At 67.9% G+C, this 26,833-nt stretch carries 22 protein-coding genes; 9 read left to right on the top strand and 13 right to left on the bottom strand.

Translation table 11 applies throughout. The features are described from left to right. The coding region (locus tag P3L51_RS01385; protein ID WP_354603120.1) for a putative hexosyltransferase at window positions 1–1,104 on the top strand (1,104 nt) is incomplete at its 5' end. A gap of 52 nt (window positions 1,105–1,156) precedes the next feature. Here P3L51_RS01385 and P3L51_RS01380 read toward each other — a convergent pair. After that, window positions 1,157–1,702: a YbjN domain-containing protein gene (locus P3L51_RS01380; RefSeq protein WP_354603119.1), complete on the bottom strand. Its 546-nt coding sequence runs from the start codon at window positions 1,700–1,702 to the stop codon at window positions 1,157–1,159. Between the two features lie 146 nt (window positions 1,703–1,848). Further along, window positions 1,849–4,476, bottom strand: a complete 2,628-nt coding sequence (clpB, locus tag P3L51_RS01375; RefSeq protein ID WP_354603118.1) for an ATP-dependent chaperone ClpB — start codon at window positions 4,474–4,476, stop codon at window positions 1,849–1,851. 180 nt (window positions 4,477–4,656) lie between these two features. On the opposite strand from clpB, the gene P3L51_RS01370 reads away from it, so the two are divergent. After that, window positions 4,657–5,061 (top strand): pyridoxamine 5'-phosphate oxidase family protein, encoded by a 405-nt coding sequence (locus tag P3L51_RS01370; protein WP_354603117.1) that lies wholly within the window; start codon window positions 4,657–4,659, stop codon window positions 5,059–5,061. Between the two features lie 149 nt (window positions 5,062–5,210). On the opposite strand, the gene P3L51_RS01365 is transcribed toward P3L51_RS01370, so the two are convergent. Continuing rightward, a complete protein-coding gene (locus P3L51_RS01365; protein WP_023539836.1) occupies window positions 5,211–5,531 on the bottom strand; it encodes a Rieske (2Fe-2S) protein in 321 nt (106 codons plus the stop codon). A gap of 293 nt (window positions 5,532–5,824) precedes the next feature. On the opposite strand from P3L51_RS01365, the gene P3L51_RS01360 reads away from it, so the two are divergent. Both P3L51_RS01360 and P3L51_RS01355 read left to right on the top strand, forming a co-directional pair. Continuing rightward, window positions 5,825–6,808 (top strand): helix-turn-helix transcriptional regulator, encoded by a 984-nt coding sequence (locus P3L51_RS01360; protein WP_354603116.1) that lies wholly within the window; start codon window positions 5,825–5,827, stop codon window positions 6,806–6,808. Window positions 6,809–6,972: 164 nt separating this feature from the next. Continuing rightward, a complete protein-coding gene (locus P3L51_RS01355) occupies window positions 6,973–7,971 on the top strand; it encodes a helix-turn-helix transcriptional regulator (protein WP_354603115.1) in 999 nt (332 codons plus the stop codon). A 156-nt stretch (window positions 7,972–8,127) separates the two neighbouring features. On the opposite strand, the gene P3L51_RS01350 is transcribed toward P3L51_RS01355, so the two are convergent. Continuing rightward, window positions 8,128–8,628: a hypothetical protein gene (locus P3L51_RS01350; RefSeq protein ID WP_354603114.1), complete on the bottom strand. Its 501-nt coding sequence runs from the start codon at window positions 8,626–8,628 to the stop codon at window positions 8,128–8,130. Between the two features lie 602 nt (window positions 8,629–9,230). On the opposite strand from P3L51_RS01350, the gene P3L51_RS01345 reads away from it, so the two are divergent. Then, the gene (locus P3L51_RS01345) at window positions 9,231–10,220 is read left to right on the top strand and encodes a helix-turn-helix transcriptional regulator (protein ID WP_354603113.1); all 990 of its coding nucleotides are present in this window, start codon (window positions 9,231–9,233) and stop codon (window positions 10,218–10,220) included. Window positions 10,221–10,253: 33 nt separating this feature from the next. Here the strand turns inward: P3L51_RS01345 and P3L51_RS01340 are convergent, their stop codons facing one another. From P3L51_RS01340 to dnaK, 7 genes are all read right to left on the bottom strand, one after another. After that, window positions 10,254–10,577, bottom strand: a complete 324-nt coding sequence (locus P3L51_RS01340; RefSeq protein WP_354603112.1) for a hypothetical protein — start codon at window positions 10,575–10,577, stop codon at window positions 10,254–10,256. 166 nt (window positions 10,578–10,743) lie between these two features. Next, complete coding sequence (locus P3L51_RS01335) at window positions 10,744–14,553, bottom strand: GDSL-type esterase/lipase family protein (protein WP_354603111.1); 3,810 nt, start codon at window positions 14,551–14,553, stop codon at window positions 10,744–10,746. A gap of 569 nt (window positions 14,554–15,122) precedes the next feature. Next, entirely contained in the window at window positions 15,123–15,377 is a 255-nt protein-coding gene (locus P3L51_RS01330; protein ID WP_354603110.1) for a hypothetical protein, read from the bottom strand. Between the two features lie 409 nt (window positions 15,378–15,786). Next, window positions 15,787–16,263 carry a heat shock protein transcriptional repressor HspR gene (locus P3L51_RS01325; RefSeq protein ID WP_354603109.1) on the bottom strand — a complete coding sequence of 159 codons (477 nt, stop codon included), beginning with the start codon at window positions 16,261–16,263 and terminating at the stop codon, window positions 15,787–15,789. A gap of 5 nt (window positions 16,264–16,268) precedes the next feature. Next, the gene (dnaJ, locus tag P3L51_RS01320; RefSeq protein ID WP_354603108.1) at window positions 16,269–17,480 is read right to left on the bottom strand and encodes a molecular chaperone DnaJ; all 1,212 of its coding nucleotides are present in this window, start codon (window positions 17,478–17,480) and stop codon (window positions 16,269–16,271) included. Window positions 17,481–17,568: 88 nt separating this feature from the next. Continuing rightward, a complete protein-coding gene (grpE, locus tag P3L51_RS01315) occupies window positions 17,569–18,249 on the bottom strand; it encodes a nucleotide exchange factor GrpE (protein ID WP_354603107.1) in 681 nt (226 codons plus the stop codon). Next, window positions 18,246–20,111: a molecular chaperone DnaK gene (gene dnaK, locus P3L51_RS01310; RefSeq protein ID WP_354603106.1), complete on the bottom strand. Its 1,866-nt coding sequence runs from the start codon at window positions 20,109–20,111 to the stop codon at window positions 18,246–18,248. The genes grpE and dnaK overlap by 4 nt, the downstream gene beginning before the upstream one ends. Window positions 20,112–20,356: 245 nt before the next feature. Here dnaK and P3L51_RS01305 point away from each other — a divergent pair, with 245 nt between their 5' ends. The 4 genes from P3L51_RS01305 (at window position 20,357) to P3L51_RS01290 (ending at window position 25,702) form a co-directional block, all read left to right on the top strand. Beyond that, window positions 20,357–20,929, top strand: coding sequence for a sugar transferase (locus tag P3L51_RS01305; RefSeq protein WP_354603105.1), 573 nt, complete (start codon window positions 20,357–20,359; stop codon window positions 20,927–20,929). Window positions 20,930–21,038: 109 nt separating this feature from the next. Then, window positions 21,039–23,306, top strand: a complete 2,268-nt coding sequence (locus tag P3L51_RS01300; protein ID WP_354603104.1) for a heterodisulfide reductase-related iron-sulfur binding cluster — start codon at window positions 21,039–21,041, stop codon at window positions 23,304–23,306. Between the two features lie 220 nt (window positions 23,307–23,526). Beyond that, on the top strand, window positions 23,527–24,618 hold the full coding sequence (locus P3L51_RS01295) for an FG-GAP repeat domain-containing protein (RefSeq protein WP_354603125.1): 1,092 nt from the start codon (window positions 23,527–23,529) through the stop codon (window positions 24,616–24,618). Between the two features lie 124 nt (window positions 24,619–24,742). Next, a complete protein-coding gene (locus P3L51_RS01290) occupies window positions 24,743–25,702 on the top strand; it encodes a Yip1 family protein (protein ID WP_354603103.1) in 960 nt (319 codons plus the stop codon). A gap of 52 nt (window positions 25,703–25,754) precedes the next feature. Here the strand turns inward: P3L51_RS01290 and P3L51_RS01285 are convergent, their stop codons facing one another. Together P3L51_RS01285 and dcd are read right to left on the bottom strand one after the other, a co-directional pair. Then, a complete protein-coding gene (locus P3L51_RS01285) occupies window positions 25,755–26,261 on the bottom strand; it encodes a phosphoribosyltransferase (protein ID WP_354603102.1) in 507 nt (168 codons plus the stop codon). Next, on the bottom strand, window positions 26,258–26,833 hold the full coding sequence (gene dcd, locus P3L51_RS01280) for a dCTP deaminase (RefSeq protein WP_354603101.1): 576 nt from the start codon (window positions 26,831–26,833) through the stop codon (window positions 26,258–26,260). The genes P3L51_RS01285 and dcd overlap by 4 nt, the downstream gene beginning before the upstream one ends.

The following is a 26,833-nucleotide window of genomic DNA, read 5'->3' as shown; positions in this document are numbered from 1 at the left end:
GCCGCCCCCGCGCTCGGGCTGTTCGCCGCCGCCCGGCTCACCGGGCTGCTGGCCCTGTGGCTGTGGGCCGAGCACATCGGCCGTTCTCCGGGCCAACTCCTCACCCACACCTGGGACTCCACCTGGTACACGCGGATCGCGGCGCAGGGCTACGGCCACACGCTCCACTTCAGCGACGGCGCCGTCCACAGCGACCTCGCGTTCTTCCCGCTCTACCCCGGTCTCGTCCGCGCGGTCACCACCGTGTTCCCGATCGGCGGCGGCACCGCCGCCCTGCTGATCTCCTGGGCCGCCGCCGCTGCCGCAGCCTTCGGTATCCACCTGCTCGGCGAACGCCTCCACGGCCGGACCACCGCCGCCCTCCTCGTGCTCCTGTGGGGCCTGCTGCCCCACTCGGTCGTGTTCTCCATCGCGTACACGGAACCGCTGCTCACCGCCTTCGCCGCCTTCGCCCTGTACGCGGTACTCACCGGCCGCTGGCTGTGGGCGGGTTCGCTGGCCGCGCTCGCGGGCCTGGCCCGGCCCAACGGGGTCGCCGTCGCCGCGGCGGTGTGCGTCGCGGTGGCGTACGAACTGTGGAAGCGCCGCGCGCACGCCCCCTGGCGGATCTGGGCGGCGGCCGTCGTCGCGCCGCTCGGCTGGGGCGGCTACCTGCTCTGGGTCGGCGTACGCGTCGGTGATCCGCTCGCCGGCTACTTCACCGTGCAGAGCGGCTGGAGGTCCCGCTTCGACTTCGGCGCCGACGCCCTGGGCAACGTACGGGACATCGTCCTGCGGCCCGCCGAACTCGCCACCACCGGTACGGCGTTGATCGTCGGCGCCGCCGTGCTGCTCTTCGCGATGCTCGTGCTGGACCGGGAGAACCGCCCGCCGCTGCCCCTGCTCGTGTACGCGGGCGTCCTGCTGCTGATCACGGTCGGCGGCGGCGGTTTCTTCGAGTCCAAGCCGCGCTTCCTGCTGCCCGCGTTCCCGCTGCTGCTCCCGCTCGCGTGCGCGCTCGCGAAAGCCCGGCCGAGGGCCGCGATCGTACTGATCGCGGCCCTCGCCGGGCTGTCGTGCTGCTACGGGACGTACCTGCTGACGCTGGCGCCGATGCCGCTGTAGGCAGGGCCCGCTGTGGCAGGGAACCGCCCGACCCGGCGCAGGCCGACCTGGCTCAGGCCTCGTCGGCCGGCTTCTCCTCCGCGGGCTTCTCCTCCGCGGGCGTCAGCCCGAAGGTCTCCACGATCCACTTGTCGAACTCGATCGACGCCCGCACCCAGCTGACGGTCGAGGACACGAAGTGCTCCAGGCTGACCCCGGTACCGATCAGCATCTGGGCCTCGCCGATGAGCCGGACGGTCGTGGGGCCGTCCTCCTCCTCGTGCACGTGGCTGTAGACCTTGGGCCACAGCGTGCGGCGGTTCCAGTCGTCGATCGCGTCGAGGATCTTCGGCTTGTCCTCAAGGGCGTGCGGCCGGTCGTAGAACGTCCGCACCGAGAAGACCTGCTGGTCGTCCTCGCCGCGGAACATGAAGTACGTGCGGAATTCCTCCCACGGCGCCGCGAGGTCACCCTCGTCGTCGACGACGTACTTCAGCTCCATCTGATCGAGGAGCTGCTTGACCAGATCCTGGTCGGGGACGACAGGGCCCGCCCCTCCCGCAGCCTGCGGTTGGGGCTGGGCCCCGAAGTTCGGAATCGAGGACGGGTCGATGGTCATCGCTGCATTCTCCTGAGGATGGCATGCCGTTGTCTGACAACGACCCTAGCCGCGATCCCCCGCCGGAAACCCTGCACCCCGTCGACAATCGGGTGGAGGCCCGCCACCGCGTCGGTGACGGGCCTCCGATGCCCGGACGCGGGTTGCTACGGCGTCTTCTCCAAAGAAAGCGCCTCCGGCTCCCGCCCAGCCGTCGCCGGTCCCACGGTCAGCCCGTCCCCCGCCCGCTCCACCCGCACCGTGTCGCCGTCCACGACCTCGCCCGCGAGGATCTTCTTCGCCAGCCGGTCGCCGATCGCCGTCTGGATCAGCCGGCGCAGCGGCCGTGCGCCGTACGCCGGGTCGTTGCCCTTGTCGGCGAGCCAGGCCAGCGCCTCCGGAGTGATGTCCAGGGTGAGGCGGCGGTCCGCCAGGCGCTTGGCGAGGAGGGCGATCTGGAGGTCGGCGATCCGGGCCAGCTCCTCCTTGGAGAGGGCCGAGAAGACCACGAGATCGTCCAGCCGGTTCAGGAACTCCGGCTTGAACGAGGTCCGTACGGCCTCCAGGACCTGCCGCTTCTTCGTCTCCGCCGAGGGGATCGGGTCGACCAGGTACTGACTGCCGAGGTTCGACGTGAGGATCAGGATGGTGTTGCGGAAGTCCACCGTCCGGCCCTGGCCGTCGGTGAGACGCCCGTCGTCGAGGACCTGGAGCAGGATGTCGAAGACCTCCGGGTGCGCCTTCTCGACCTCGTCCAGCAGGACCACGCTGTACGGCCTGCGGCGGACGGCCTCGGTGAGCTGGCCGCCCTCCTCGTAGCCGACGTAACCGGGCGGCGCCCCGACCAGGCGCGCGACGGAGTGCTTCTCGCCGTACTCGCTCATGTCGATGCGGACCATGGCCCGCTCGTCGTCGAAGAGGAAGTCGGCCAGCGCCTTGGCAAGTTCGGTCTTGCCGACCCCGGTCGGTCCGAGGAACAGGAACGAGCCGGTGGGCCGGTCCGGGTCCGCGATGCCCGCGCGGGAGCGCCGTACCGCGTCCGAGACCGCCTCGACCGCCTCGGTCTGCCCGATCAGCCGGCGGCCCAGCTCGCCCTCCATACGGAGGAGCTTGCGCGTCTCGCCCTCCAGCAGCCGCCCGGCCGGGATCCCGGTCCACGATCCGACGACGTCGGCGATGTCGTCCTCGCCCACCTCGTCCTTGACCATGGTGTCCTTGGCGGCTTCTTCCTCCGCCTCGGCCGCCGCCGCCAACTCCTGCTCCACGGCGGGGATCTCGCCGTACAGCAGCTTGGACGCGGTGTCGAGGTCCTGGTCGCGCCGCGCGCGCTCCGCCTGTCCGCGCAGCTCGTCCAGCTTCTCCTTCAGCTCACCGACACGGTTGAGGCCCTGCTTCTCCTTCTGCCAGCGCGCGTCGAGCCCGCGCAGCTCCTCCTCGCGGTCGGCGAGGTCGCGGCGCAGCTTCTCCAGACGCTGCTTGGACGCGGCGTCCGACTCGTTCTTCAGCGCCATCTCCTCCATACGGAGGCGGTCGACCGTCCTCTGCAGCTCGTCGATCTCGACGGGCGAGGAGTCGATCTCCATACGGAGGCGGGACGCTGCCTCGTCGACGAGGTCGATGGCCTTGTCCGGCAGGAAACGCGAGGTGATGTAGCGGTCGGAGAGCGCGGCGGCGGCGACCAGCGCGGCGTCCGCGATCTGCACCTTGTGGTGCGCCTCGTACCGGCCCTTGAGGCCGCGCAGGATCGCGATCGTGTCCTCGACGTTCGGCTCGGCGACCAGCACCTGCTGGAAGCGCCGTTCCAGCGCGGCGTCCTTCTCGATGCGCTCGCGGTACTCGTCCAGGGTCGTCGCGCCGACCATGCGCAGCTCGCCGCGGGCCAGCATGGGCTTCAGCATGTTGCCCGCGTCCATGGCGGAGTCGCCGCCGGCGCCCGCGCCCACGACGGTGTGCAGCTCGTCGATGAAGGTGATGATCTGCCCGTCGCTGTCCTTGATCTCGGACAGGACGGTCTTCAGCCGTTCCTCGAACTCGCCGCGGTACTTGGCGCCCGCGACCATCGCGCCCAGGTCGAGGGAGACCAGCTTCTTGTTCTTCAGGGACTCCGGCACGTCGCCCTTGACGATGCGCTGCGCGAGCCCTTCCACGACGGCCGTCTTGCCGACGCCGGGCTCGCCGATCAGTACGGGATTGTTCTTGGTACGGCGCGACAGCACCTGCACCACGCGGCGGATCTCCTGGTCGCGGCCGATGACCGGGTCCAGCTTGCCCTCGCGCGCGGCGGCCGTGAAGTCGGTGCCGAACTTCTCCAGGGCCTTGTACTGACCCTCCGGGTCGGGTGTGGTCACCCGGCGTCCTCCCCTTGCCTTCTCGAACGCGGCCAGCAGCTTCTTCGCACCGGCCCCCTGCCGGTCCAGCACCTCGCCGGCCTTGCCGCCCTCGGCCGCGATGCCGATGAGCAGGTGCTCGGTCGAGAGGTAGTCGTCACCGAGCTTCTTCGCCCGCCTGGCACCGTCGGAGATGACGGCGAGCAGCGCGCGGTCGGGCGCCGGCGGCGCGACGGTGGTGCCTCGGACGCTGGGCTGCGCGGCCAGCAGGCGCTCCGCCCCGGACCGTACCTCAGCCTGGTCGGCGTCCACCGCGACGAGCAGGTCGGTGATGTTCTCGTTGTCCTCGCCCTCGAGCAGCGCGAGGAGCAGGTGCGCGGGGGTCAGGTCGGCATGGCCCGCCGTCACCGCGCGGTCGGTGGCGGCGTTGAGCGCGGCCTTGCTCTTGTTCGTCAGCTCGGCGTCCACGTGCGGTCTCTCCTCCTTGGCGCGGGGTCCGTCCCGTAAGAACCTGACCCACCCGACGTACGCAAAGTTGAGTCTATTCCACTCAAGCATGGCTCACGCACGACGGACACGCACCGGACGGCACCGACCAACTCCCGCCGCGCCACACCTTCGAGGCCATTACGCGCCTATTCTTCCGGCATGACCCAAGACGTACGCGATCCCGACGCCGACTATCTCGCCTTCTGGCGGGAGCGCCACCTGTGCACCCTGACCACACTCCGGCCGGACGGCACACCGCATGTGGTGCCGGTAGGGGTGACGTACGAGCCGGAGACCCGGTTGGCACGTGTCATCACCGGCAAGCACTCCACCAAGGTCGCCAACATCCTGGCGGCGGGTGCCGACGGAGGGCGGGTCGCGGTCTGTCAGGTCCACGGGGGGCGCTGGGCGACGCTTGAGGGCCTCGCCACGGTGCGCACGGAGGCCGATCGGGTGGCGGACGCCGTAGGCCGTTACGCGGCCCGCTACGAGCGCGTGCCGGGGCCCAACCCGGACCGGATCGTCATCGAGATCGCCGTCGACCGCACGCTCGGCAGAGGATGACCCGCCCATCGCGAACGCCACCACCACCCGGCGCGCGACCGGGCCGACCCGGACGCGGGCAGCACAGCGGCGCCATCGCGTTTCAGGTCCACGATGGCGCCGCTGTGTGGGGGAAGTGCCGGAGCGATCTACTGCGACGGGGGAATCGCTCAGGCACTGCGGGGGGTGGCGGAAATGGTCTGTGGTTCGACCAGCTGATGGTCACGCTGGTCAAGATTGACGAAAATCATGTCGTACCGAATCGCGCAGCGTACGGGCTGCGGCGCCCCCCGAGGCTTCCTCAGACACCGGTAGGCACGGACGTCCTCGTCCTCCTCACGGACGACGACCACGGGCTCTCCGAACAGGGTGACCATCAGCGAGTCACCACGGTGAGGGATCGCCGTGACGAGATCGATGAAGTGCCATCCGGACCGGTAGGCCGAGGCCATCTCACGCCGAAAGACCCTGTCGTCCGGCGGGACGGTCATGCGCCCAGGTCCACCGGTGCGCTGCCGCTCCACGAGGGCTCGGTGGGCAGTGCGGTCACCGACGCCGACCCGGCATCAGCCGAGAGGTCACCGTTGACCACGAGAACACTCGCCGCCGCTGCCGCGAACGCAAGTACGCAAAGCGCGCGAACCATCCTCTTCATAGAAGATCTCCACCCCATTCTGATCATCATCCCTCCCCCCGCGAGTAAGACGATGGCTCACTCTGAACGCTTCCACCAGCAAGCACGGGCATCATGTTCCTGTAATTCAGGACCCTGAGGGGGTGGCATATGAAGTCAGATCAGGGCAATACGGGGCATGATCATGGGCCTGGCGAACTGTGCGAAGCGGGTAAAAACCTCTACGCGGCAGCTTTGCGCCATGGGCGGCTGTCCCGGTCAGAGGCGGAAGGGGCGCCCTGCCTGCTCGACTTGGCCCTGCTACGCCCGGACCCCGACGAGTCCCAGTGGCTCCGGCCCGTACCGCCGGCGATCGCGCTCAACCAGCTCACACACCCCATCGAGCGTGAGATCCAGGAGCGTCGACAGCTGGCCATTTTGCTCGCCGACACGTTCGAACCGTTCATGACCCTCTCGGCCGTGGACCCCTCGACGACGCACGCGATCACCGTGCTCGAGGGGCTGAGTCTCATCAACTCCACGCTGGACCGCGTCACCGCCGAATGCAACGAGGAGTTGCTGACCGTCCAGCCGGGCAGCGGGCGCACGCCGGACGTCCTGGAGGAGGCTCTCCGCAGGGTGCGCCCCCTGACCAGCAGGGGGGTGAAGATGCGCACCCTGTACCAACACACGGCCCGCCACCACCCGTCCACGCTGGCCTACGTGGAGCGAGTAGGCCCCTACGGGGTGGAGGTACGGACCCTTGAGGAGATCATCGAGCGCCTGATCATCGTCGACCGCAAAGTGGCCTTCGTACCGGCCCGCAGCGACCGTCTGATCGCGCTGGAACTGCGCCACGAGGGTCTTGTCCAGTACCTCGTCGGTGTCTTCGAGCAGTTCTGGCTCCACGGCACCCCTTGGGACGAGCAGTTGTCGTACGCGCCCGAGATCGACGGCATCACCAGCACCCAGCGCTCCATCGCCAAACTCCTGGTCGACGGCCACGTGGACGAGGCGATCGCCCGCCGCCTCGGAATGAACGTCCGCACCTGCCGCGCGCACATCGCCAAGCTCAACACCACGCTCGGCAGTGGCAGCCGGGCCCAACTCGGCTATCTCATCGCCCAGTCGGGGATCCTGGACCAGGACCACTGACAGCCATGCCGAGAGAGGGTGGCCGTGACCGCATCGGGGGGAGAGCGGCCACGGCCGGGATGTGATCAGGGAGCTGGCTACTCCCAACCACCAACGACGATCCCCGACTAGTTGGAATCCCACCACCACCATCTTCCTGCATTGCAGAAAAGGGGGGTACTCAAGTGGCAGGAACCAGACCAAAGTCCACGCATCCACACGACGATCGGGAACTGTGCGACGAGGCGATCCGCCTCTACACGGAGGCGCTCCGCAAGGGCCGGATACCGCGCGCCGACCTGTCGCCGACACCCTGCCTCGTCGACATGGCTCTGCTCCACTCCGATCCCCAGGACCCGGCGTGGATGCGTCCGCTGCCACCGTCGGCGGCCCTGACGCATCTCCTCCAGCCCATCACGCGCGAGATAAACGAGCGAGTGGAGCGCACCGCCTCCCTGGTCCACTCACTCGCGCCGCTGACAGCCGTCGTCGCCGAGGATCCCAACCTCGCCATCACCGTCATCGAGGGCAAGTCGGTGATCGACGCCGCGGTCGGCGACGCGGTCGCCCTCGCGACGAAAGAGGTGTGGACGGTTCAGCCCGGCAGCAGTCGCCCACGTAAAGCCATGCTGCGTGGAAGAAGCCGGTCCCTGGGGGCGATCGAACGGGGCGCCCAGGTCCGGCACCTGTACCAGCACTCGTCCCGGTATCGGCCGTACGTCAAGGAGTACTTGGAGCACGTCCCCACCGGGAAGCTTGAGGTACGCACAGTCGAGCAGACCATCGAACGCCTGATCATCGTCGACCGCTCAGTCGCCTTCATCCCGGGCGACTCCGAACGGACGACCGCCCTGGAGATCCGGCATCCTGCTGTCGTCGCCTACCTCGTCCGGACGTACGAAGTGTTGTGGTCAATGGCCACGCCCATGACGGAACATCTCGAAGTCGCTTCTCGCGACGCACTGGTGACTCCGGTCCAGCAGAGCATCGCCAAGCTCCTCGTCGAGGGAACCACCGACGAGATGGTCGCCCGCAAGATGGGCATCAGCGTCCGCACCTGCCGCTCCCACATAGCCAAACTGATGCAAGCACTCAATGCCTCCAGCCGCACCCACCTCGGCGCCCTGCTCGTCCACTCCGGCCTGGTCGAACCCGAAACGGACAGCCCCTACGAAATCCGCTGAACACCTCGCCGTTTCACACTCATTGGGGAGGCGCCGTCCCTGATCAGGACGACACCTCCCCACCTCATGAAACCAGTCCCTGGGCTGAACAACGCGGCGCGGCCTCGCTGCCGGTTGTCCAGCTACTCAAGGCCCAACCAACTGGCAGACCGACGCTCAACCACGGATCAGTGGCGCACTGGCGATCTCCCAGGTGACAGCGCCCTTCCCGTCGCCCTCAAGGTCGTACACCACCGTGGCCCCTGAGGCCCAGGACTGCTCCGAGTTGTACGCGGCGGCCGGCGCCGCGCACTCGATGGCGACGGAGTTCGACCAGGCCGCGTTCAGTTGCGCTGTGAAGTCGCACGTCTTGGTGGTGACACTGCGAGGTACCTCCCCCGGCGCAAGGCGGGTTTCCAGGCGGTTGGTGACCTTGAAAGAAGTGAATCGCTTGCCGCGGTCCTGTACGACGTCGTCGAGAATCTGCCACACCAGGGAGCTGCTGGCCTGAACGGTGGCACCCTGAAGTTCGAGGCACTGCTCGACAGAGACCAGCGTGTCCGGCTTCAGGCCGGGCAGATCAATTGCGCGACTACTGGCAACGGGATCTACGCAATCGCTCTCTGAGGCGGCAGCGGGCCCTGCGAACGAAATTCCGCCCACCAAGACGATGCCCACCAGAGACACCGCAGTGAAATTATTCCTCGCCATTTCCCCTCCAGATTCTCATACGCTTCATGACGCACGGCTTTACCCAGCCGGCTGTCTTCTTTGACCCTTCGAAGACATTTGGCACGATTGGCAGTTCGTGACTCGCAGCCATGGCCAACCATCGCTCAGTAGCCGTTGCTTCAACACCGTCATATTGATGCACTGCACAAAACGGTGGGTGCAGAATGGGTCATAATGGACCGAATCGATGAAGGGCGCGGGAAGGCCCGATGGTCCAGGTGATGACGTCGGTCCAGGGGCCAACGGGCGGTGAAGTGACACCACACCATCCGGCCGTGGGTGACCGGCCGCCCGCCCGGCAGATCCCGGCCCCAGGACCGCACTTGGGGGTTCATCGGCGCCGGCGTTACGGAGCGCAAACCAGCAGCGTCGAGGGGTAGGACCCGCTAGTGTCTTCCACCGGGAAAGCGTCGTGTCAGCAAGCCCTGTCGTTGCAGCTCAGAGGCCGCCTCTACTTCTCCATCACCACGGACGGCCAACCTCGTTCAAGCCCGACACCAGAATTCCACGACCGCCATCTTGCTGCACTGCAGAAAGCGAGGTGCCAAATGGCCGGAGACCCAGAGAAGAAGAACCATCCGCACAGCGACCGCGAGCTGTGCGCCGCGGGAATCCGGCTCTACACGGAGGCCTTGCGCAACAGCGGGATCAAGCGCGACGAGGTGGCCGCAGCCCCATGCCTGATCGACATGGCGCTGCTGCACCCGGACCCCAGGGCCCCCTCCTGGCTACACCCCGCACCCCCGTCGGCCGCACTGGCGCATCTGCTACTGCCCATCACACGAGAGATCCACGAACGCATACGGCTCACAACCGCCCTGGCCGACTCCCTGGCACCATTGACGACCGTCGCGAGTGACGACCCCAACCTCTCCATCACGGTCCTCGAAGGAATCCCGCTCATCAACTCCGTTCTGAAAGAGGCGTCAGCCAACGCCACGTCGGAAATCCTGACGGCGCAGCCCGGCGGCAACCGAACAAAGTCGAGCCTGGTACAAGGACTCAACAACTCGATGGCCGCCATCGAGCGCGGCGCCCGGCTTCGCCACATCTACCAGCACCCGGCCCGATACAACCCGCACCTCAAGGACTACATAACGCGTGTGCCGACCGACCGGATAGAAGTACGCACCGTCGAGCAGACCATCGAACGTCTGATCATCATCGATCGCGAAATGGCACTCATCCCTGCCAACGCCGAACGGACGACCGCCCTGGAGATCCGGCACCCCGCCCTGGTCACCTATCTCGTCCAGATGTACGACGTGCTGTGGGCGCACGGCACGCCACTGACGGAGCATCTGACCCCGACGTCCGCCCGGACCCCGGTCACCCCCGTCCAGCGCGGCATCGCCCGCCTCCTGGCCGAGGGCACCAGCGACGAGATGGTCGCCCGCAAGATGGGCATCAGCGTCCGCACCTGCCGCTCCCACATAGCCAAACTGATGCAAGCACTCAACGCCTCCAGCCGCACCCACCTCGGCATCCTGCTCGTCCACTCCGGCCTGGTCGAACCCGGGGCGAACACCCACCCGTGAGCCGACACCCCGGCCGGCCCGGCTTCGCGGTCGTCAGTCGCTCTTCGTGTCGGTACTGACCCCGGCCAGTGCCGCACCGAGGAGAACGTACGCGACGAGGACGGGGATCGGTATATGGCCACCCGTGGAGTCGATGTCGTCGATGAAGTAGCCGGAGACCCCGAACCAGACCAACCCGCCGACGAGGACGAGTACGACGTTGCCGGTCTCACCTGCCAAACGCATACCCGCCCACAGCAGGAACGGCAGGAGAGCCCACGATGCCGCCGTGGTGAGCAGGAACTCGACGGATCCGGCGAATGCTCCGGCGTCACTGTCGGCCGCGGCGCCGCGGGCACCGGTGTAACCGGCGGACATGAGGCCATGGCAAGCGGCGGTTGCGGCGGCGACAGTGACCCCGCCTTTGACGTGTCGCAAGTAATTCATGAAGAGGATCCTTGCCCGGTACGGCCCGGCGGGCCCCGACGCGTTTGCGTCGAGGCCCACCGGTCCCCTGTGGTCGGTCACTTACCTGGGCGCGAAGTTACAGCGCGCGCTCCAGGGCATTGGCGTAGAGCCTGGCTCCGCTGATCTTTGGGTGGAACGACTTCATCGAGGGCAGCACCCCAGAGTTGTCCGCCTCGGACTTGCCCCCGGTGACGATCGCATGGATCGACTCGGGGTCACCACATATCGCCTTGCCCTTGAAGTCCGGTTCGGGGTCGACGAACGTGGCGCCGACTGCCGCCGCTGCGGCCGCCATCTCCCTGGTCAGGTGGGGGGAGATCTCGTCGTTCAGCCATGGGGCCTCTTCGGTGCCGATGCCAGGTATGCAACTGCCGTTGGCTGCCAGGAGCTTGGGGTAGCCGACCAGTAGAATCTTGGCATTGGGCGCAAGGTCTTTGACCTGATTGAGAACCTTGATGATGCGGGGCTTGGTCTGCTCAGTGATCCACTTCGGTAGAAAGGTCTTGAGCGGTCCGGTCATCTCGCCGGTCTTGGTACCCGTGTCCGGGTTCGACTTCTCGATCTCGGCGTCCTGACAGAGCTTCAATCCGGCCAGGAACACGCATTCCGAGAACACGTCGGTGAACAGGGAGTCGTTGCCGCCAACGGTGACCGTGACGAGATCGGTGTTCGCGTCGAGATAGCCGAGGTCCATCTGCGGCAGCGAGTTGCCCTGCTTCGATCCCCCTGACCACATCTGGTAGGTGCGGGCACCCGAGCAGGCGACGAAGCTCAGATCCACATTCCCGTACGAGTCGGAGATCTCACCGATCGAGCTGGACTTGCCGGGGAGGGTCGCCTGCCGGATCCACGCCTCCTTGGAACGATGGCACTTGTTGTTCACCTCGTCCGAACCGATGTCCTCCTTGTAGTCCGTCTCGCGGAAGTAGTCCTTGCCGTCGGCCGTGTCGGCTCCTTCACCGGAGGCGAAGGAGTCCCCCATGGCAACCACCTGAGTCGGCTTGGACGCGAGCTTCTGGAAGGCGACGGCATCCCAGGCGATGTCCACCCCCACTCCCTCTTCGGTGATGTTGGACAGGGCCACCGATGGGGTTCCCGTGAAGTTGAAGACGCCGAGCGACCGCCACTCGTTGCTGCGGATGCGCTGTGGGGCGACACGGTGCGGAGGAGAGGAGGCGTTGGTGCCCGAGACCGTGTACTTCGCTTGCTGGGACCTTGCGGCGACGTTCGGCATGTGGACCAGGACTCGAGTCCAGCCCTGGACAGAACTGGGGCCGGTCCATGTACCGGTGGCTTTCAGTCTGGCCGCTTCCGCTGAGGCCGCCTTGCGCGTGGTGGAGAACCAGACGTGGTTGCCGTACCCCACGCCGAGTTGATGGGTATCCATTTTCGCCGAGGCCGAAGCGAAGTCGAACTTGAACGATCCGGAGGACTGCGCGGTGTCCGAGCATCGCCGGAAGTCGGCGCCCGCGAGCCGCTGACCGGTGTTCACGTTGTCAACGATCGCCGTACCGATCGGGAGTCCTGAGTTGCATCGCGGCGGGTGGGAATTGCCGTCCGCCTCTTCCGGATAGGTGTTGTTGAAGCGGAACAGCTCGAATCCGCACTGATCGCTCTCGCACTTCTTCCACTCGACCTTGCCGTTCCACCAGCACATCCAGTCCGAATTCTGACACGGCCCCTGCTGGGGGGAATCGTTCGATGCGCCTTCCTTGATCTTCGAAGGATCGCACTCGTTGGAGCTGCCGCAGAAAAGATCGATTGGCGGCTTGGCTGTGGTGCGGTGGCGGGGTTCGGTCCACCACGCGGGCCGGTAACCGTGGACGAGCGTGCCCGGTGCCTCAAGGGCCTCCAGCGGGCGTGCGGCCCAGCCGATGACCTTCTCCGGGTACGGCCAGTACTGCGGCTTCGCGGCATGGGAGTAGTCGTCACTGCCCTGGGCGCTCTCCAGGAACGGAGTGCGGTTGGGCTTGTACGTCGGGTTGGCGGGGTTGTTGGCCCAGCCAACGCCCCATTTGCCATCGTTCTTCCCGACGTCGGCCTTGGAATAGTAGCCGGAGTTGTAGGCCCACAGAGCGAAGAACCAGTTCTCAAGGCCCTTCGGATCACCGTTGTTGACGGTGAGGCCCTCGTCGCGAGTCGTGTTCCACTTCTCGGCGAGAATGTTCACGCCTGCGGCAACGTTTGCGGTGTAGTCCAATGCGACGGCGTCCTGGTACGCGCGCGGCTTGGACGGCCGAACGTCCCCTTCTTCGTACGGTTTGCCGGGCAGGCGCATGCCGTCGGTGACCTGCGTGATGCCGTAACCGCAGTCCGCAGCCCTCCAGTTGATGGCCCAGGGATCATCGACCTGGCCGTGCTCGTCGTGCTTGAGCCCGTAGTAGTTGCCAATGAGGCTGTTGGCGGTGGTGCCTGGTGCGGCGAAGCGGGTGGCCTGCCACATGTTGGACTCCTGGGCGGTGATGCCGAGGAATATCTGTGCCGGGATACGCCCGCCTCCGGCGAGGGGGGTGAGGCCGCCGATCAGGGACTGGGGTCGGTAGGCGCCCATGCCCATGTTTTTCCAGTTGGCCGGCCGGGAGACATGGCCGTCCATGGTGCCTTCGATGGCCCGGTTCACGGCCCACTCGATCTGCCGCGGCTTCGGCTGGAACGCCTGCTTCTGCGGGTTGCCCCGTTCCACGGCGCAGGTGCGCTCCGACTCCGGCTCGGAAATGTCCAGCCGCGTCGCCTTGCCGGTGCCCGTGCTGCCACCACCCCCGGCGGGGGAGGCGCCGAGAGCTGGGGAACTGTCCGACCCATCGGCCGGTTCGGGGCTGACGGGGGACGCCGCCGGATTTGCCTCGAACACCGGGTCGCTGCCGGTGGGTAGATGGTGCAGCTCGATACGGGCCGTGCGCGCCGTGTCGTACTCGGACTCGCGGACCCGGGTGTCCTTGCCGTCGGCCCACGCGGCACTCACAAGGGCCCGGCCCTTGGTGGACGCGATGGCGTCCTTGTCGATGCCACCCGGGTTCCGTACGTACTCAGGCAGGTCTCCGAGGCTTTTCGCTCCGCCGGTGATGATCGCGCTTCCGTCGGCGGCGCGGGCCAGGTCCATGCCGGTCAACTTGCCCTCGGCGACCGTGCGGGCCTTTGTCTCTTCTCTCTTGACCTGAGCGCCACTCAGGTACTTGACCGTGGACATCTGGCCGGCGGATGCGGCCTCGGAGGCGGAGGAGTTCCCGCCCTTGGCGGCCTTGCCGCCGTTCCGGCGGTCCAGGAAGGCGAGTCCGCCGTCCTTCGTGACGGACAGGTTGAAGGGGGTGTTCTCCGTACGCGTGATCAGGCTGGACGTTCCGCTTTCACCGATCCTGACGATCGCGTTGCTCTGTGCCGCGACGATACCGTCGCGGGTCGGAACCGCGGAGGTGATCTGCCCCTTCATCGTGACCGACATGGATGTGTCGCCGGTACGGGTATCGATGCTGATCAGGCGCGTCTCGTTCCTGTCCGACGCCTCTTCGTCGGTGAACTGCGACAGAACAGCCTGCTCGCCGTCGCCACAGCCCGGTGAGAAGTAGGCGAGGCTCGCCTGGTACGGCAGCTTCGTCACGGAGCCCGTGGTCAGATCGACGGTGGCCGTGAACGCGCCTCGGGCCATCAAGTCGGGCTTGTTGGTGAACGTGCGCGGCGCGTAGGCGACGAGTGCGCGATCACCGGAGGCGGTGACGCACGCGTTGCCGATCCAGGTGTCGGTGTCGGAGAACGCTGGTTCGGCAAGGGAGGCGGCGGTCTTCCAGCGGTAGCCGTCCGCCTCGTCGGCGATAAGCAGGTGGAAGCCGGTGGCGTCTCCGATAGTGGTCCACGCGGTATCGGACGACTTGGCGTAGCCGGCGCCGAGCACCTTGCCGCGCTGCTCGACCGGAACACGGTCCTTGTCCGCCCCCGTCGGGGAGGCGGGGGGATCGGACCAGCCTTGGGCCGCGCCAGGTGGAGGCGTCGGTTGCTGCGGGACGGAATGCGACTGTGTTGCCGCCCCTATGGACAGGGCGGTTGCGATCGCGCAACTGAGCGCGATACGGGCAGATCTGAGTCTGTTGACCCGTCTCAAGGAAGTGCCTCCTGGCATGTGGGATGAGGAGTCGGCGACTGTTCGACGCAGCGGGCGACGGCCCGTGGCCCGCGTGCGGCACCGACTGTGCCCCGGTCTGCGGGCAGGCCGCAGCGCCGGGGTACCGCGTACTCGCAGCGGTTCGTCCGTGGTTCCATTCGCCGATCGCTCGGAACGGGCGGGCGCATACCGGGGGAGCCGTCATCGGCAGTCGTGACCGGCGTGCTGAAGACGGCTCGCGGCCGGATCTCTCCCACCTGCGATCGACCGCGCACGTTCAAAGGCGGTTCAAGCTGCCGCGTCGGCGCGTTCCTACGGCCGAGGAGCCCAGCCCTCCCATGGCAGGTCCGTTGCTGGAGAAGTCACCGAAGGGCGCTTCTGCTGACCTCAGCGGCCTTCTCCAGGGTCTTGTCCAACTGTGACTCGGCGCCCTTGAGGGCTTCTTGATTCTCCTCGACGAGTCGCTTCTGAATGGTCGTCTCCTCGGCGAACCAGACCTTGACGAGCCCGGTCTCCTGCTCGCAGTCGACCTCGGCCGTCGCCACCTCGATCTCGGCCTGGTCGGCCGTCTCCCCCTCCGCACCGGCCACGTCGGCCGTGTCCCAGACCGTGTTCACCTGACATCCGCGGTCCTTCATGCAGGACGCCCACCGCTCCACGACGAGGTGACGTAGGCGTTGGCCGGGCTGATGGGAAGCAACAGCGCGGCACACGCCGTTGAGAGGATCAGTGAGATTCGGCCGATGGATCTCTTCCTCAAGACGGATGCCCTTTCGCTCTGCGAAGACGGTGGCCACGACTGGCAGTTCGTGACGCGCAGCCATGGCAAACGATCGCTCAGTAACTGTTGCTTCAACACCGTCATCTTGCTGCATTGCACAAAGCGGTGGGTGCAGAACGGGGCAAACAGATCAACAAGGGAGACAAGCAGAGGAGGGCCCGTTGCCTCCCGGATCTCTCCGGGAGGCAACGGGCCCTCCTGTGTCAGGTCCTACCGTCGGACGCGCCCTCGTCCGACTGGTCCGACTAGTCCGACGACAGCTTCGGCTTCGGCCGCCACACCACCAGCGCGCTCGTCTGCTGGACGTCCTGATACGGCACCAGGTCCCGCCGGTACGACGCGTGGACCTGGGCCTCGCGCTGGCGCAGCGCCGCCGCCGCGCCGTCCACCGCCGCGCCGAGTTCGGCGACGCGCGCCTGGAGCGCCGCGACTTGGTTCTCCAGCTCGATGATGCGCTTGATACCGGCCAGGTTGATGCCCTCGTCCTGCGACAACTGCTGCACCTGGCGGAGCAGTTCGATGTCGCGCGCCGAGTAACGCCTGCCGCGGCCCGCCGTACGGTCCGGCGAGACCAGGCCCAGCCGGTCGTACTGGCGCAGCGTCTGCGGGTGCAGCCCGGACAGCTGGGCCGCCACCGAGATGACGTACACCGGCGACTCTTCGGTCAGTTCGTAGGCCCGGTTGAACGATGAGTGCGGTCGACGCCGCCCGACCCCGTCCATTGGAGTCACGCTCCCTTCGCTGCCTGGAACAGCTCGTCCCGCGGGTTCTCCCCCACGGTCGCCTTCCGGTAGGACTCCAGCGCGTCACGAGCCTCGGCGCCGAGATCCTGGGGGACGACCACCTCGACGGTGACCAGGAGGTCGCCACGGGTGCCGTCCTTGCGTACGGCACCCTTCCCCCGGGCGCGCATCGTACGGCCGTTGGGCGTGCCCGCGGGCAGTTTCAGGGTGACGGCGGGACCGCCCAGCGTCGGGACCTTGACCTCGCCGCCGAGCGCCGCCTCCACGAAGGTGACCGGCACCGTGACGGTGAGGTTGTCGTCCTTGCGGCCGAAGACCGGGTGCGCGCCGACGTGGACGACCACGTACAGATCGCCGGCCGGACCGCCGCGCTCGCCGGGAGCGCCCTTGCCGCGCAGCCGGATCCGCTGGCCGTCGCTGACGCCCGCCGGGATGCGGACCTGCATGGTCCGCGAGGACCTGGCACGACCGCTGCCCTTGCAGACGTCGCAGGGGTCCTGGGCGATCAGCCCACGGCCCTTGCAGTCCACGCACGGGTCGGTCAGCGAGAAGCCGCCGCCCGTGCCGCGCGACACCTGTCCGGTGCCGACGCAGGTCGGGCAGACCCGCGGCGAGCCGTTCTTGTCGCCGGTGCCCGAACACGCCTTGCAGGGCGCCTGGCTGGACATCCGCAGCGGGACCGTGGCCCCGTCGACCGCCTCGGTGAAGCTGAGCGTCACCTCGGACTCGATGTCCTGGCCGCGGCGCGGCTGTGTGCGTGTACCGGTGCCGGGACCGCCTCTGTTGAAGAGGCCGCCGAACACGTCCCCGAGTCCGCCGCCGAAGCCGCCGGCGCCGCCCTGGCCGCCCTGCGTCCCTCCGCCGCCGCCCTGGGGCCCGCCTCCGAAGAGGTCGCCCAGGTCGAAGTTGAAGGACCCGCCGCCGCCGGCGCCGGGGCCGGCCCGGAAGCCGCCCCCGTTGCCGAAGAGCGAGCGCGCCTCGTCGTACTCCTTGCGCCGCTTGGGGTCGCCGAGCACGTCGTTGGCCTCGGAGATCTCCTTGAAGCGCTCCTCGGCCTTGGCGTCACCCTTGTTGGCGTCCGGGTGGAACTCGCGGGCGAGCTTCCGGTACGCCTTCTTGATCTCGGCCTCGGTGGCGTCCTTGGGGACGCCGAGAACCTTGTAGTAGTCCTTCTCCACGAAGTCCTTGGTACTCATTCCCGACGTCCCTCCTCACTGCCCGTCATGCGTACCGCATGCGTACTGCCTGCCATGCGTACTGCCTGTCCGTACCGCCGAGTCCACGTCAGCCCTCGTCCGGGCCACCGCTCTCCTCGTCCGTGTCCGGCTCGTCGGCGCTCGATGCCTTCTCCCCGGGCTGGGCCCCCGGCTGGGGCTCCGCCACGGCGACGCGCGCGGGCCTGATGGTCCGCTCGCCGAACCGGTACCCAGGCTGCAGGATCGCGACGCACGTGTCCTCGGTGACATCCGGCGCGTAGCTGTGCATCAGAGCCTCGTGGATCGTCGGGTCGAAGGGCTCGCCCTCCTTGCCGAACTGCTGGAGGCCCATCTTCGCGGCCACCGTCTCCAGCGATTCCGCCACCGACTTGAACCCGCCGACCAGCTCGTCGTGTTCGCGGGCGCGCCCGATGTCGTCGAGCACGGGCAGCAGCTCGGTCAGGAGGCTCGCGATGGCGATCTCCTTGACCGTGACCCGGTCCCGCTCGACCCGGCGGCGGTAGTTCTGATACTCGGCCTGAAGCCGCTGGAGGTCTGCCGTGCGCTCACCGAGCGCCGTACGGACCTGGTCCAGCTGTGCGATCAGTGCGGTCTGTGTTGCGTTCTGCTGTACGTCCCCTGCCGGGGGGGCCGCCGGGCCCGGCTCCTTGGCGGAGTCCGGCTCGGCGGCCTTCGGCGCGGCGTCTTCGGGGGTGGCGCCTGAAGGGACGTCGGGCTCCTCTTCGAAGCCCGGAGTCTCCTCCGTCACGCGGCACCGTCCTTCTTGGGCTTCTCGTCGTCGACGATCTCGGCGTCCACGACGTCGTCCGCGCCGTCGGTGCCGCCGGCGGGACCGGCCTGCTCCGTGCCCGGGGCGTCGTTACCGGCGCCGTCGGCCTGCGCGTTGGCGTACATGGCCTGGCCGAGCTTCTGCGAGACGGCCGCGACCTTCTCCGTCGCCGTGCGGATCTCGGCCGTGTCCTCACCCTTGAGCTTCTCCTTCAGCTCGCCGATGGAGGTCTCGACCTCTTCCTTCACGTCACCGGGGACCTTGTCCTCGTTGTCCTTGAGGAACTTCTCCGTCTGGTAGACGAGCTGTTCGGCCTGGTTGCGGGTCTCGGCGGCCTCGCGACGGCGGTGGTCCTCGTCCGCGTACTGCTCGGCCTCTTCGCGCATCCGGTTGACCTCGTCCTTCGGCAGCGAGGAGCCACCGGTGACGGTCATCTTCTGCTCCTTGCCGGTGCCGAGGTCCTTCGCGCCGACGTGCATGATGCCGTTGGCGTCGATGTCGAAGGCGACCTCGATCTGCGGCACACCGCGCGGGGCGGGCGGCAGACCGGTCAGCTCGAACATTCCGAGCTTCTTGTTGTACGCCGCGATCTCGCGCTCGCCCTGGTAGACCTGGATCTGCACCGACGGCTGGTTGTCCTCGGCCGTCGTGAAGATCTCGGAGCGCTTCGTCGGGATCGTCGTGTTGCGCTCGATGAGCTTGGTCATGATGCCGCCCTTGGTCTCGATACCAAGAGACAGCGGGGTGACGTCGAGCAGCAGGACGTCCTTGACCTCGCCCTTGAGGACACCGGCCTGGAGCGCGGCGCCGATGGCCACGACCTCGTCCGGGTTGACGCCCTTGTTGGCGTCACGGCCGCCGGTGAGCTCCTTGACGATCTCCGCGACGGCGGGCATACGCGTCGAGCCGCCGACCAGGACCACGTGGTCGATCTCGGACAGCGCGATACCGGCGTCCTTGATGACGTTGTGGAACGGGGTCTTGCAGCGCTCCAGCAGGTCGGCCGTCAGCTGCTGGAACTGGGAGCGCGTGAGCTTCTCGTCCAGGTGCAGCGGGCCTTCGGCGGACGCCGTGATGTACGGCAGGTTGATCGTGGTCTCGGTGGAGGACGACAGCTCGATCTTCGCCTTCTCCGCGGCCTCGCGGAGACGCTGGAGAGCCATCTTGTCCTTGGCCAGGTCCACGCCGTGACCGTTGGCGAACTGCTTCACCAGGTAGTCGACGACACGCTGGTCCCAGTCGTCACCACCGAGGTGGTTGTCACCGTTGGTGGCCTTCACCTCGACGACGCCGTCACCGATCTCCAGGAGCGACACGTCGAAGGTGCCGCCGCCGAGGTCGAAGACGAGGATTGTCTGGTCGTCCTTGTCGAGCCCGTACGCCAGCGCGGCGGCCGTCGGCTCGTTGACGATACGCAGGACGTTGAGGCCCGCGATCTCGCCGGCCTCCTTCGTGGCCTGACGCTCGGAGTCGTTGAAGTACGCCGGGACGGTGATGACCGCGTCCACGACCTTCTCACCGAGGTAGGACTCCGCGTCGCGCTTCAGCTTCTGAAGGACGAACGCGGACATCTGCTGCGGGTTGAAGTCCTTGCCGTCGAGATTGATCTTCCAGTCGGTGCCCATGTGGCGCTTGACCGACCGGATGGTCCTGTCGACGTTCGTGACTGCCTGGCGCTTGGCGACCTCTCCGACGAGCACCTCGCCGTTCTTGGCGAAGGCGACGACGGACGGCGTGGTCCTGGCGCCTTCGGCGTTGGTGATGACGGTGGGCTCGCCGCCTTCGAGAACGCTGACGACGGAGTTAGTCGTGCCCAGGTCGATGCCGACCGCACGTGCCATTTCGATTCCTCCAGCTGACTTGAGTGGAACAGGCTCAAGGATGCACGACTGATCCTCACCCGTCAACAGAGCTGAGTCGAGCAGACTCAACTATCGTGCGGCCCGATTTCCGGGAACGACCGGGAAACGGCGCGGTTCCCGCAGGTCCGCGCGCCTTCGGAACTTCTCTTCACTCCTACGACACCATCGGTCGGCAAGTGTTACGCAAAAGCCCCGATGTCGCCTACAACGGTCAGGGAGGCCCCATGGTTCCGGACCTGGATCTGGACCCCAAGCGCCTGCTGGACCTGACGCTCGGCGCTCTCCTACTGATGCTGACGGCGCCCCTGCTGGCCGCCGTCGCCGTCACCCTCACGCTCTCCGCGCGGCACCCCGGCGGCGCCTTCACCCACGAGCGCCGCGTCGGTCTGGACGGCCGCGTCTTCACCGTCCACTCGCTGGCCACCCGCCGCCACCGGCTCGACCTGCTGTCGCGCCTGCCCCATGTCGTACGGGGCGAGATGTCCCTCGTCGGCCCCGCGCCACTGGCGCCCGGCGACCCCAGGACGGCCGCGCCCTGGCGGCAGTTCGTACGGCCGGGCCTCACCGGCCTCGCCCAGGTGCGCCGCCGGTCCCCGTGGCCGTGGGACGAGCCCGCGCTGCTCGATCAGCACTACGTGGAGCACCACTGGATCGGCCTCGACCTGGCGATCCTCGTCCGCACCCCGGCCGTCGCGGCAGCCCCGTACGGCACGGACGCCCCGGCACCACGGATCCCCGCTCAGGGTCACCTCAGCGACACAGATCACCGGCCACGCGGCTACAGTGCGGCGGGATAACTGGGTATCCTCAGCACAAACCGATTAAGTTACCGCTTAGTAACACCCTTGGCAGTAGCCACCGCCGTGGTGCTGTTCTTCCCACCCTCGCAGGCCCGAGGAGCCCCCAATGCAACTCGCCGCGATCATCGTGTCGCTGGTGCTGACCGTGGTCGGCGTCGCGCTCATCGCCCGAGCCGGCGCCGAGATCTACCGGTTCGTGAAGCTCGGCTCGCCCGTCCCGGCCGGCAGTCGCACCGACGACCCCAGAGCGCGCACGATCACCCTGGCCAAGGAGTTCCTCGGCCACACGCGGATGAACCGCTGGGGCGTCGTCGGCTTCGCGCACTGGTTCGTCGCCATCGGCTTCCTGACGCTCGGGCTGACGATCGTCAACGCGTACGGCCAGCTGTTCCAGGCCGACTGGATCATCCCGGGGATCGGCACCTTCCTGCCGTACGAGATCTACATCGAGTTCATCGCGCTCGCCACGACCCTCGGCATCCTCGTACTGATGGCGATCCGGCTGCTGAACCTGCCCTCGCGGGCCGGCCGCAAGTCGCGCTTCGCCGGCTCCACGGCCTGGCAGGCGTACTTCGTCGAGTACGTGATCCTCACCATCGGCCTCGCGATCCTGATCCTGCGTGGCCTCGAAGGCGCCCTGCACCACGTCGACAGCTACGACCCGGCGTACTGGGTCTCGTATCCGCTGGTCCTGGCCTTCAAGGGACTCAGCCTCGGCACCCTGCAGAACCTGGTCTACCTGACCGCCATGATCAAGCTCGGTGTGACGATGATCTGGGCGATCACCCTGGGCCTCAACACCACCATGGGCGTCGCCTGGCACCGCTTCCTCGCCTTCCCGAACATCTGGTTCAAGCGCGAGTCCGACGGCGGTACGGCGCTGGGCGCGCTCCGGCCGATGGTGTCGGGCGGCAAGGAGATCGACTTCGAGGACCCGGGAGACGACGACGTCTTCGGCGTCTCGCAGGTCGAGCAGTTCTCCTGGAAGGGCATCCTCGACTTCTCCACGTGCACGGAGTGCGGTCGCTGCCAGTCGCAGTGCCCCGCCTGGAACACCGGCAAGCCGCTCTCGCCGAAGCTCCTGATCATGTCGCTGCGCGACCACGCGCACGCCAAGGCGCCGTATCTGCTGGCCGGCGGCGGCAAGACCGCGGAGGGCGAGGAGAAGGCGTCCGAGGAGGCGCTGAAGGACGTGCCCGCCGCCGCCCTCGCGGAGGCCGAGCGCCCGCTGATCGGGACGCTGGAGGAGAACGGCGTCATCGACCCCGACGTGCTGTGGTCCTGCACCACGTGCGGCGCGTGCGTCGAGCAGTGCCCGGTCGACATCGAGCACATCGACCACATCGTCGACATGCGCCGCTACCAGGTGATGATCGAGAGTTCGTTCCCCTCCGAGGCCGGGACGATGCTCAAGAACCTGGAGAAGAAGGGCAACCCCTGGGGGCTGCAGAAGAAGCAGCGCCTGGAGTGGACGAAGGAGGTCGACTTCGAGGTGCCGGTCGTCGGCCGGGACGTCGAGGACCTCTCCGAGGTCGACTACCTGTACTGGGTCGGCTGCGCGGGCGCGCTCGAAGACCGCGCCAAGAAGACCACGAAAGCCTTCGCCGAACTGCTGCACATCGCGGGTGTGAAGTTCGCGATCATGGGCGGCGACGAGAAGTGCACGGGCGACTCGGCCCGCCGCCTCGGGAACGAGCCGCTGTTCCAGCAGCTCGGCCAGGAGAACGTGGCGATGCTGAACATGGCCTACGGCGAGGACGACGAGGACGAGTCGACACGTCGGCCGAAGTCCTCGAAGAAGATCGTCGCGACCTGCCCGCACTGCTTCAACACGATCGCCAACGAGTACCCGCAGCTCGGCGGCGAGTACGAGGTCATCCACCACACCCAGCTGCTCCAGCACCTCGTCGACGAGGAGAAGCTGGTCCCGGTGACCCCGGTCGAGGGTCTGATCACCTACCACGACCCCTGCTACCTGGGCCGGCACAACAAGGTCTACACACCGCCCCGCGAGATCATCGCGAAGGTTCCCGGCCTCCGTAACGAGGAGATGCACCGCCACAAGGAGCGCGGCTTCTGCTGTGGCGCGGGCGGCGCGCGGATGTGGATGGAGGAGCGGATCGGCAAGCGCATCAACAACGAGCGGGTGGACGAGGCGCTTTCGCTGAATCCGGACATCGTGTCGACGGCGTGCCCGTTCTGCCTCGTGATGCTCACCGACTCGATCAACGGCAAGAAGAACGACGGCTCGGCGAAGGAATCGCTCCAGGTCGTGGACGTGGCGCAGTTGCTGCTCGACTCGGTACGGACGCCGGCGGACCCGGAGGACTCCCCGGAGCCCGCGGCCGAACCGGAGCCGGAGCCGGCGACGTAACGCCCTCCTTGGGAAGATCACGGCCGGACCTGCCTCGGGGGCGGGTCCGGCCTTTTTCCTTTCTTGGGACGATCGGCCCGTGATCGCGATCGGTCCGTTTCCTTACCGCGACGCGCGAACTGGAGCATCATGTGGCAGCGAATGTCACTGTGACCGGACTGGAGAGGTGGACGGGGTCGTGCGGATACGTACCGGTGGCACCGGCGCGACGACGGCGGTGATGACCGGCGCCGGCCTCTGTACGGCGCTGGCCCTGCTGCTGACCGGTTGCGGCGGCTCGGCCGACACCGACGGAAAGGCGGGCAGCGGCAGCGAGGTCAAGAACGGCGACACCGCGCCCCTCGCCGGCCGCGCCTCCGTACCGAAGCGCCCCGTCCCGCGCGGCGACGGCAGCGAGGTCCCGGCCGACTTCAACGGCGACGGCCACCGCGACCTCGTCCTGAACGACCTGGTCAAGGCCCCCGACGCGATCCAGGGCGACGACGCGGGCATCGGCATCGTGTACGGCTCCGGCTCACCGCGCGGCGTCGACCCCGCCGTACGCCAGACGCTGAGCCCCACCGCCAACGGCGCGGCCACCGACGGCGTCCTGCCGGCCGCCTTCGACGCGGCGGCGGCCTGCGACCTGGACGGGGACGGCTTCGCCGACCTGATCGTGAGCACGGACCCTCCGTACGACGGCCTCGGCCGCCCGCCCGTGCCCCTCCAGCTCCTCTTCGGCGGCCCGGACGGCATCACGGGCAAGGCGGTCGTCCTGAAGATCCCCGCCAAGGCGCGTTACGGCGACGACTGGCCCGACCACCCGGTGTGCGGCGACTTCGACGGCGACGGAAAACCGGACCTCGCCGTCTCCGCCAGCGCGGGCCAGGTCAGCTATCTGCGCGGCCCGTTCAGCCGCGCGGGCGCCCCGAAGGCCGCGACGGCCCCGATCCCCGGCGGCGGCCCGGTCCTGTACGCCCCCACGGGCAAGGCGGACACGGACGGCGACGGCTACGACGACCTCGTGCACGCCACCCGCACCCACGAGCCCGGCAAGGCCGCGAAGGGCAAGCTGCTGCTGGGCGGCCCCCGGGGACCGGGCGAGGCGGGCCGCACGTACACCTTCAAGGCCGTCGCACTCCCGCCCGCGCCGAAGCTGCCGGGCACGGACGGCGAGCCCACGACCGACCTCCTGGAGTCGGCGGACTTCACCGTGACGCGCACGCACCAGGGTGAGGAGAAGGATCTGATCGCGCTGTACCCGTCGGGGAAGGGCGGGAAGACGGCGGAGCGCCCGGTGATCACCTTCAGCACGTCGATCTTCCTCACGTAGGCGGACAGACCCTGCGGCGGGCCCCCCAGGGTCCCCTTAGGGGATGTCACAGCTCGGCCGCAAAGGCCGGCCTGTTCCAGCTCCTCCGGCCCCGGGCCCGCCCGGAGCGGGTACGTTCGGTGACGTGGCTGGATTCAGGATCGGACGCGGCCGGGACAACCGCACACGTCAGCAGGAACCGCAGCAGCAGCCGTACGGACGGCAGGCGGCGCCCCCTCCGCAGTACGGAGGCGGGCAGCCGGCACCCCCGTACGGCAGACAGCCGCGCCCTCCGCAACAGCAGTGGCCCCCGGCGGGCGCCGGACACCCCGGCCCCCAGCAGGGCGGTTACGGCTACCCCGGACCCGGCGGGCAGGGCGGCGGGCAGGGCGGCCAGGGCGAGCCCGAGTACTTCGGCGACCCGCACAACCAACAGCACGGCGGTGGCGGCGCCCACGACCCGTACGCCAACAACCCAGGTCACACGCAGCAGTTCAGCGTGGACGAGAGCGACTACGGCAACGGCGCGACGTACCACGCGGGCGCGGCGCCCGCCCCGTCCGGCCCCCGCCTGCACTGGAAGCAGCTGCTGAGCGGCATCGTGCTGCGCCCGAACGCGACGTTCTGGCAGATGCGCGACTACCCGGTCTGGGGCCCGGCGCTGGTCGTCACGTTCCTCTACGGCCTGCTCGCCATCTTCGGATTCGACGGCGCCCGCGAGGAGGCGATCAACGCCACCCTCTCGACAGCCATCCCGTACGTCCTGACGACGGCCGTGGCCTTCGTGATCGGCGGTCTGATCCTGGGCGCGGTGACCCACACCATGGCCCGCCAGCTCGGCGGCGACGGCGCCTGGCAGCCGACGGTCGGCCTCTCGATGCTGATCATGTCGGTCACGGACGCGCCCCGCCTGGTCTTCGCGCTCTTCCTGGGCGGCGAGAACTCCCTGGTGCAGATCCTCGGCTGGGTCACCTGGGTCGCGGCGGGAGCGCTGTTCACGGTGATGGTGAGCAGGTCGCACGACCTGCCGTGGCCGAAGGCGCTGGGCGCGTCGGCGATCCAGCTGATCGCGCTGCTGTCACTGATCAAACTGGGCACGATCTGACAGGAGGACCCGCCGTCCCCGGACGGCGGGTCCCCGTTTCACGCCTCGGCTCTCACGAATCGAGTATCTGCCCGGGACGCCGTACGACGGGAGCCTGCACGCTCCAGGGGAAGTTGATCCACTCGTCGGTGCGCTTCCAGACGTACTCGCACTTCACCTGCGAGTGCGTCTTCTCGTAGATGACGGCGCTGCGGACCTCGGCGACTTGATCGAGACAGAAATCGTGGACGAGCTTGAGGGTGCGCCCGGTGTCGGCGACGTCGTCGGCGATGAGGACCCTCTTGTTGGTGAAGTCGACCACGTTGGGCACCGGCGCCAGCATGACCGGCATCGCGAGAGTCGTACCAACTCCCGTGTAGAACTCGACATTCACCAGGTGGATGTTCTTGCAGTCGAGAGCGTAGGCGAGCCCGCCGGCGACGAAGACCCCGCCGCGGGCGATGCTCAGGACGACATCCGGCTCGTACCCGTCATCGGCCACAGCCTGCGCCAACTCCCGTACGGCATCGCCGAAGCGCTCGTACGTCAGGTTCTCCCGTGTGCCGTCCGCGTCCTTCACACCTGTGTCCGGTGGAAGTTGAGGAACGAACGGGAGGCGGTGGGCCCGCGCTGCCCCTGGTAACGCGACCCGTAACGCTCGGAGCCGTACGGGAACTCGGCCGGCGAGCTGAGCCGAAACAGACAGAGCTGCCCGATCTTCATGCCCGGCCAGAGCTTGATGGGCAGCGTCGCGAGATTCGACAGCTCCAGCGTCACGTGCCCGGAGAAGCCGGGGTCGATGAAGCCGGCGGTGGAGTGCGTGACGAGCCCGAGGCGCCCGAGGCTCGACTTCCCCTCCAGCCGGGAGGCGATGTCGTCGGGCAGCGAGATGACCTCGTACGACGAGGCGAGCACGAACTCCCCGGGATGCAGGATGAACGCCTCGTCCCCGGCCGGCTCGACCTTCCGCGTGAGGTCGCTCTGCTCCACGGCGGGGTCGATGTGTGGGTAGCGGTGGTTCTCGAACACGCGGAAGAACCGGTCAAGCCGCACGTCGATGCTCGACGGCTGCACCATCGATTCGTCGTAGGGGTCGATACGCACGCGCCCGGAGTCGATCTCGGCCCGGATGTCCTTGTCAGAGAGAAGCAC

Source organism: Streptomyces panacea (assembly GCF_040560175.1).
Classification (GTDB): domain Bacteria; phylum Actinomycetota; class Actinomycetes; order Streptomycetales; family Streptomycetaceae; genus Streptomyces; species Streptomyces panacea.
Note: the sequence above shows the minus strand (reverse complement) of the source record. Positions and strands in the feature narration are given on the sequence as shown.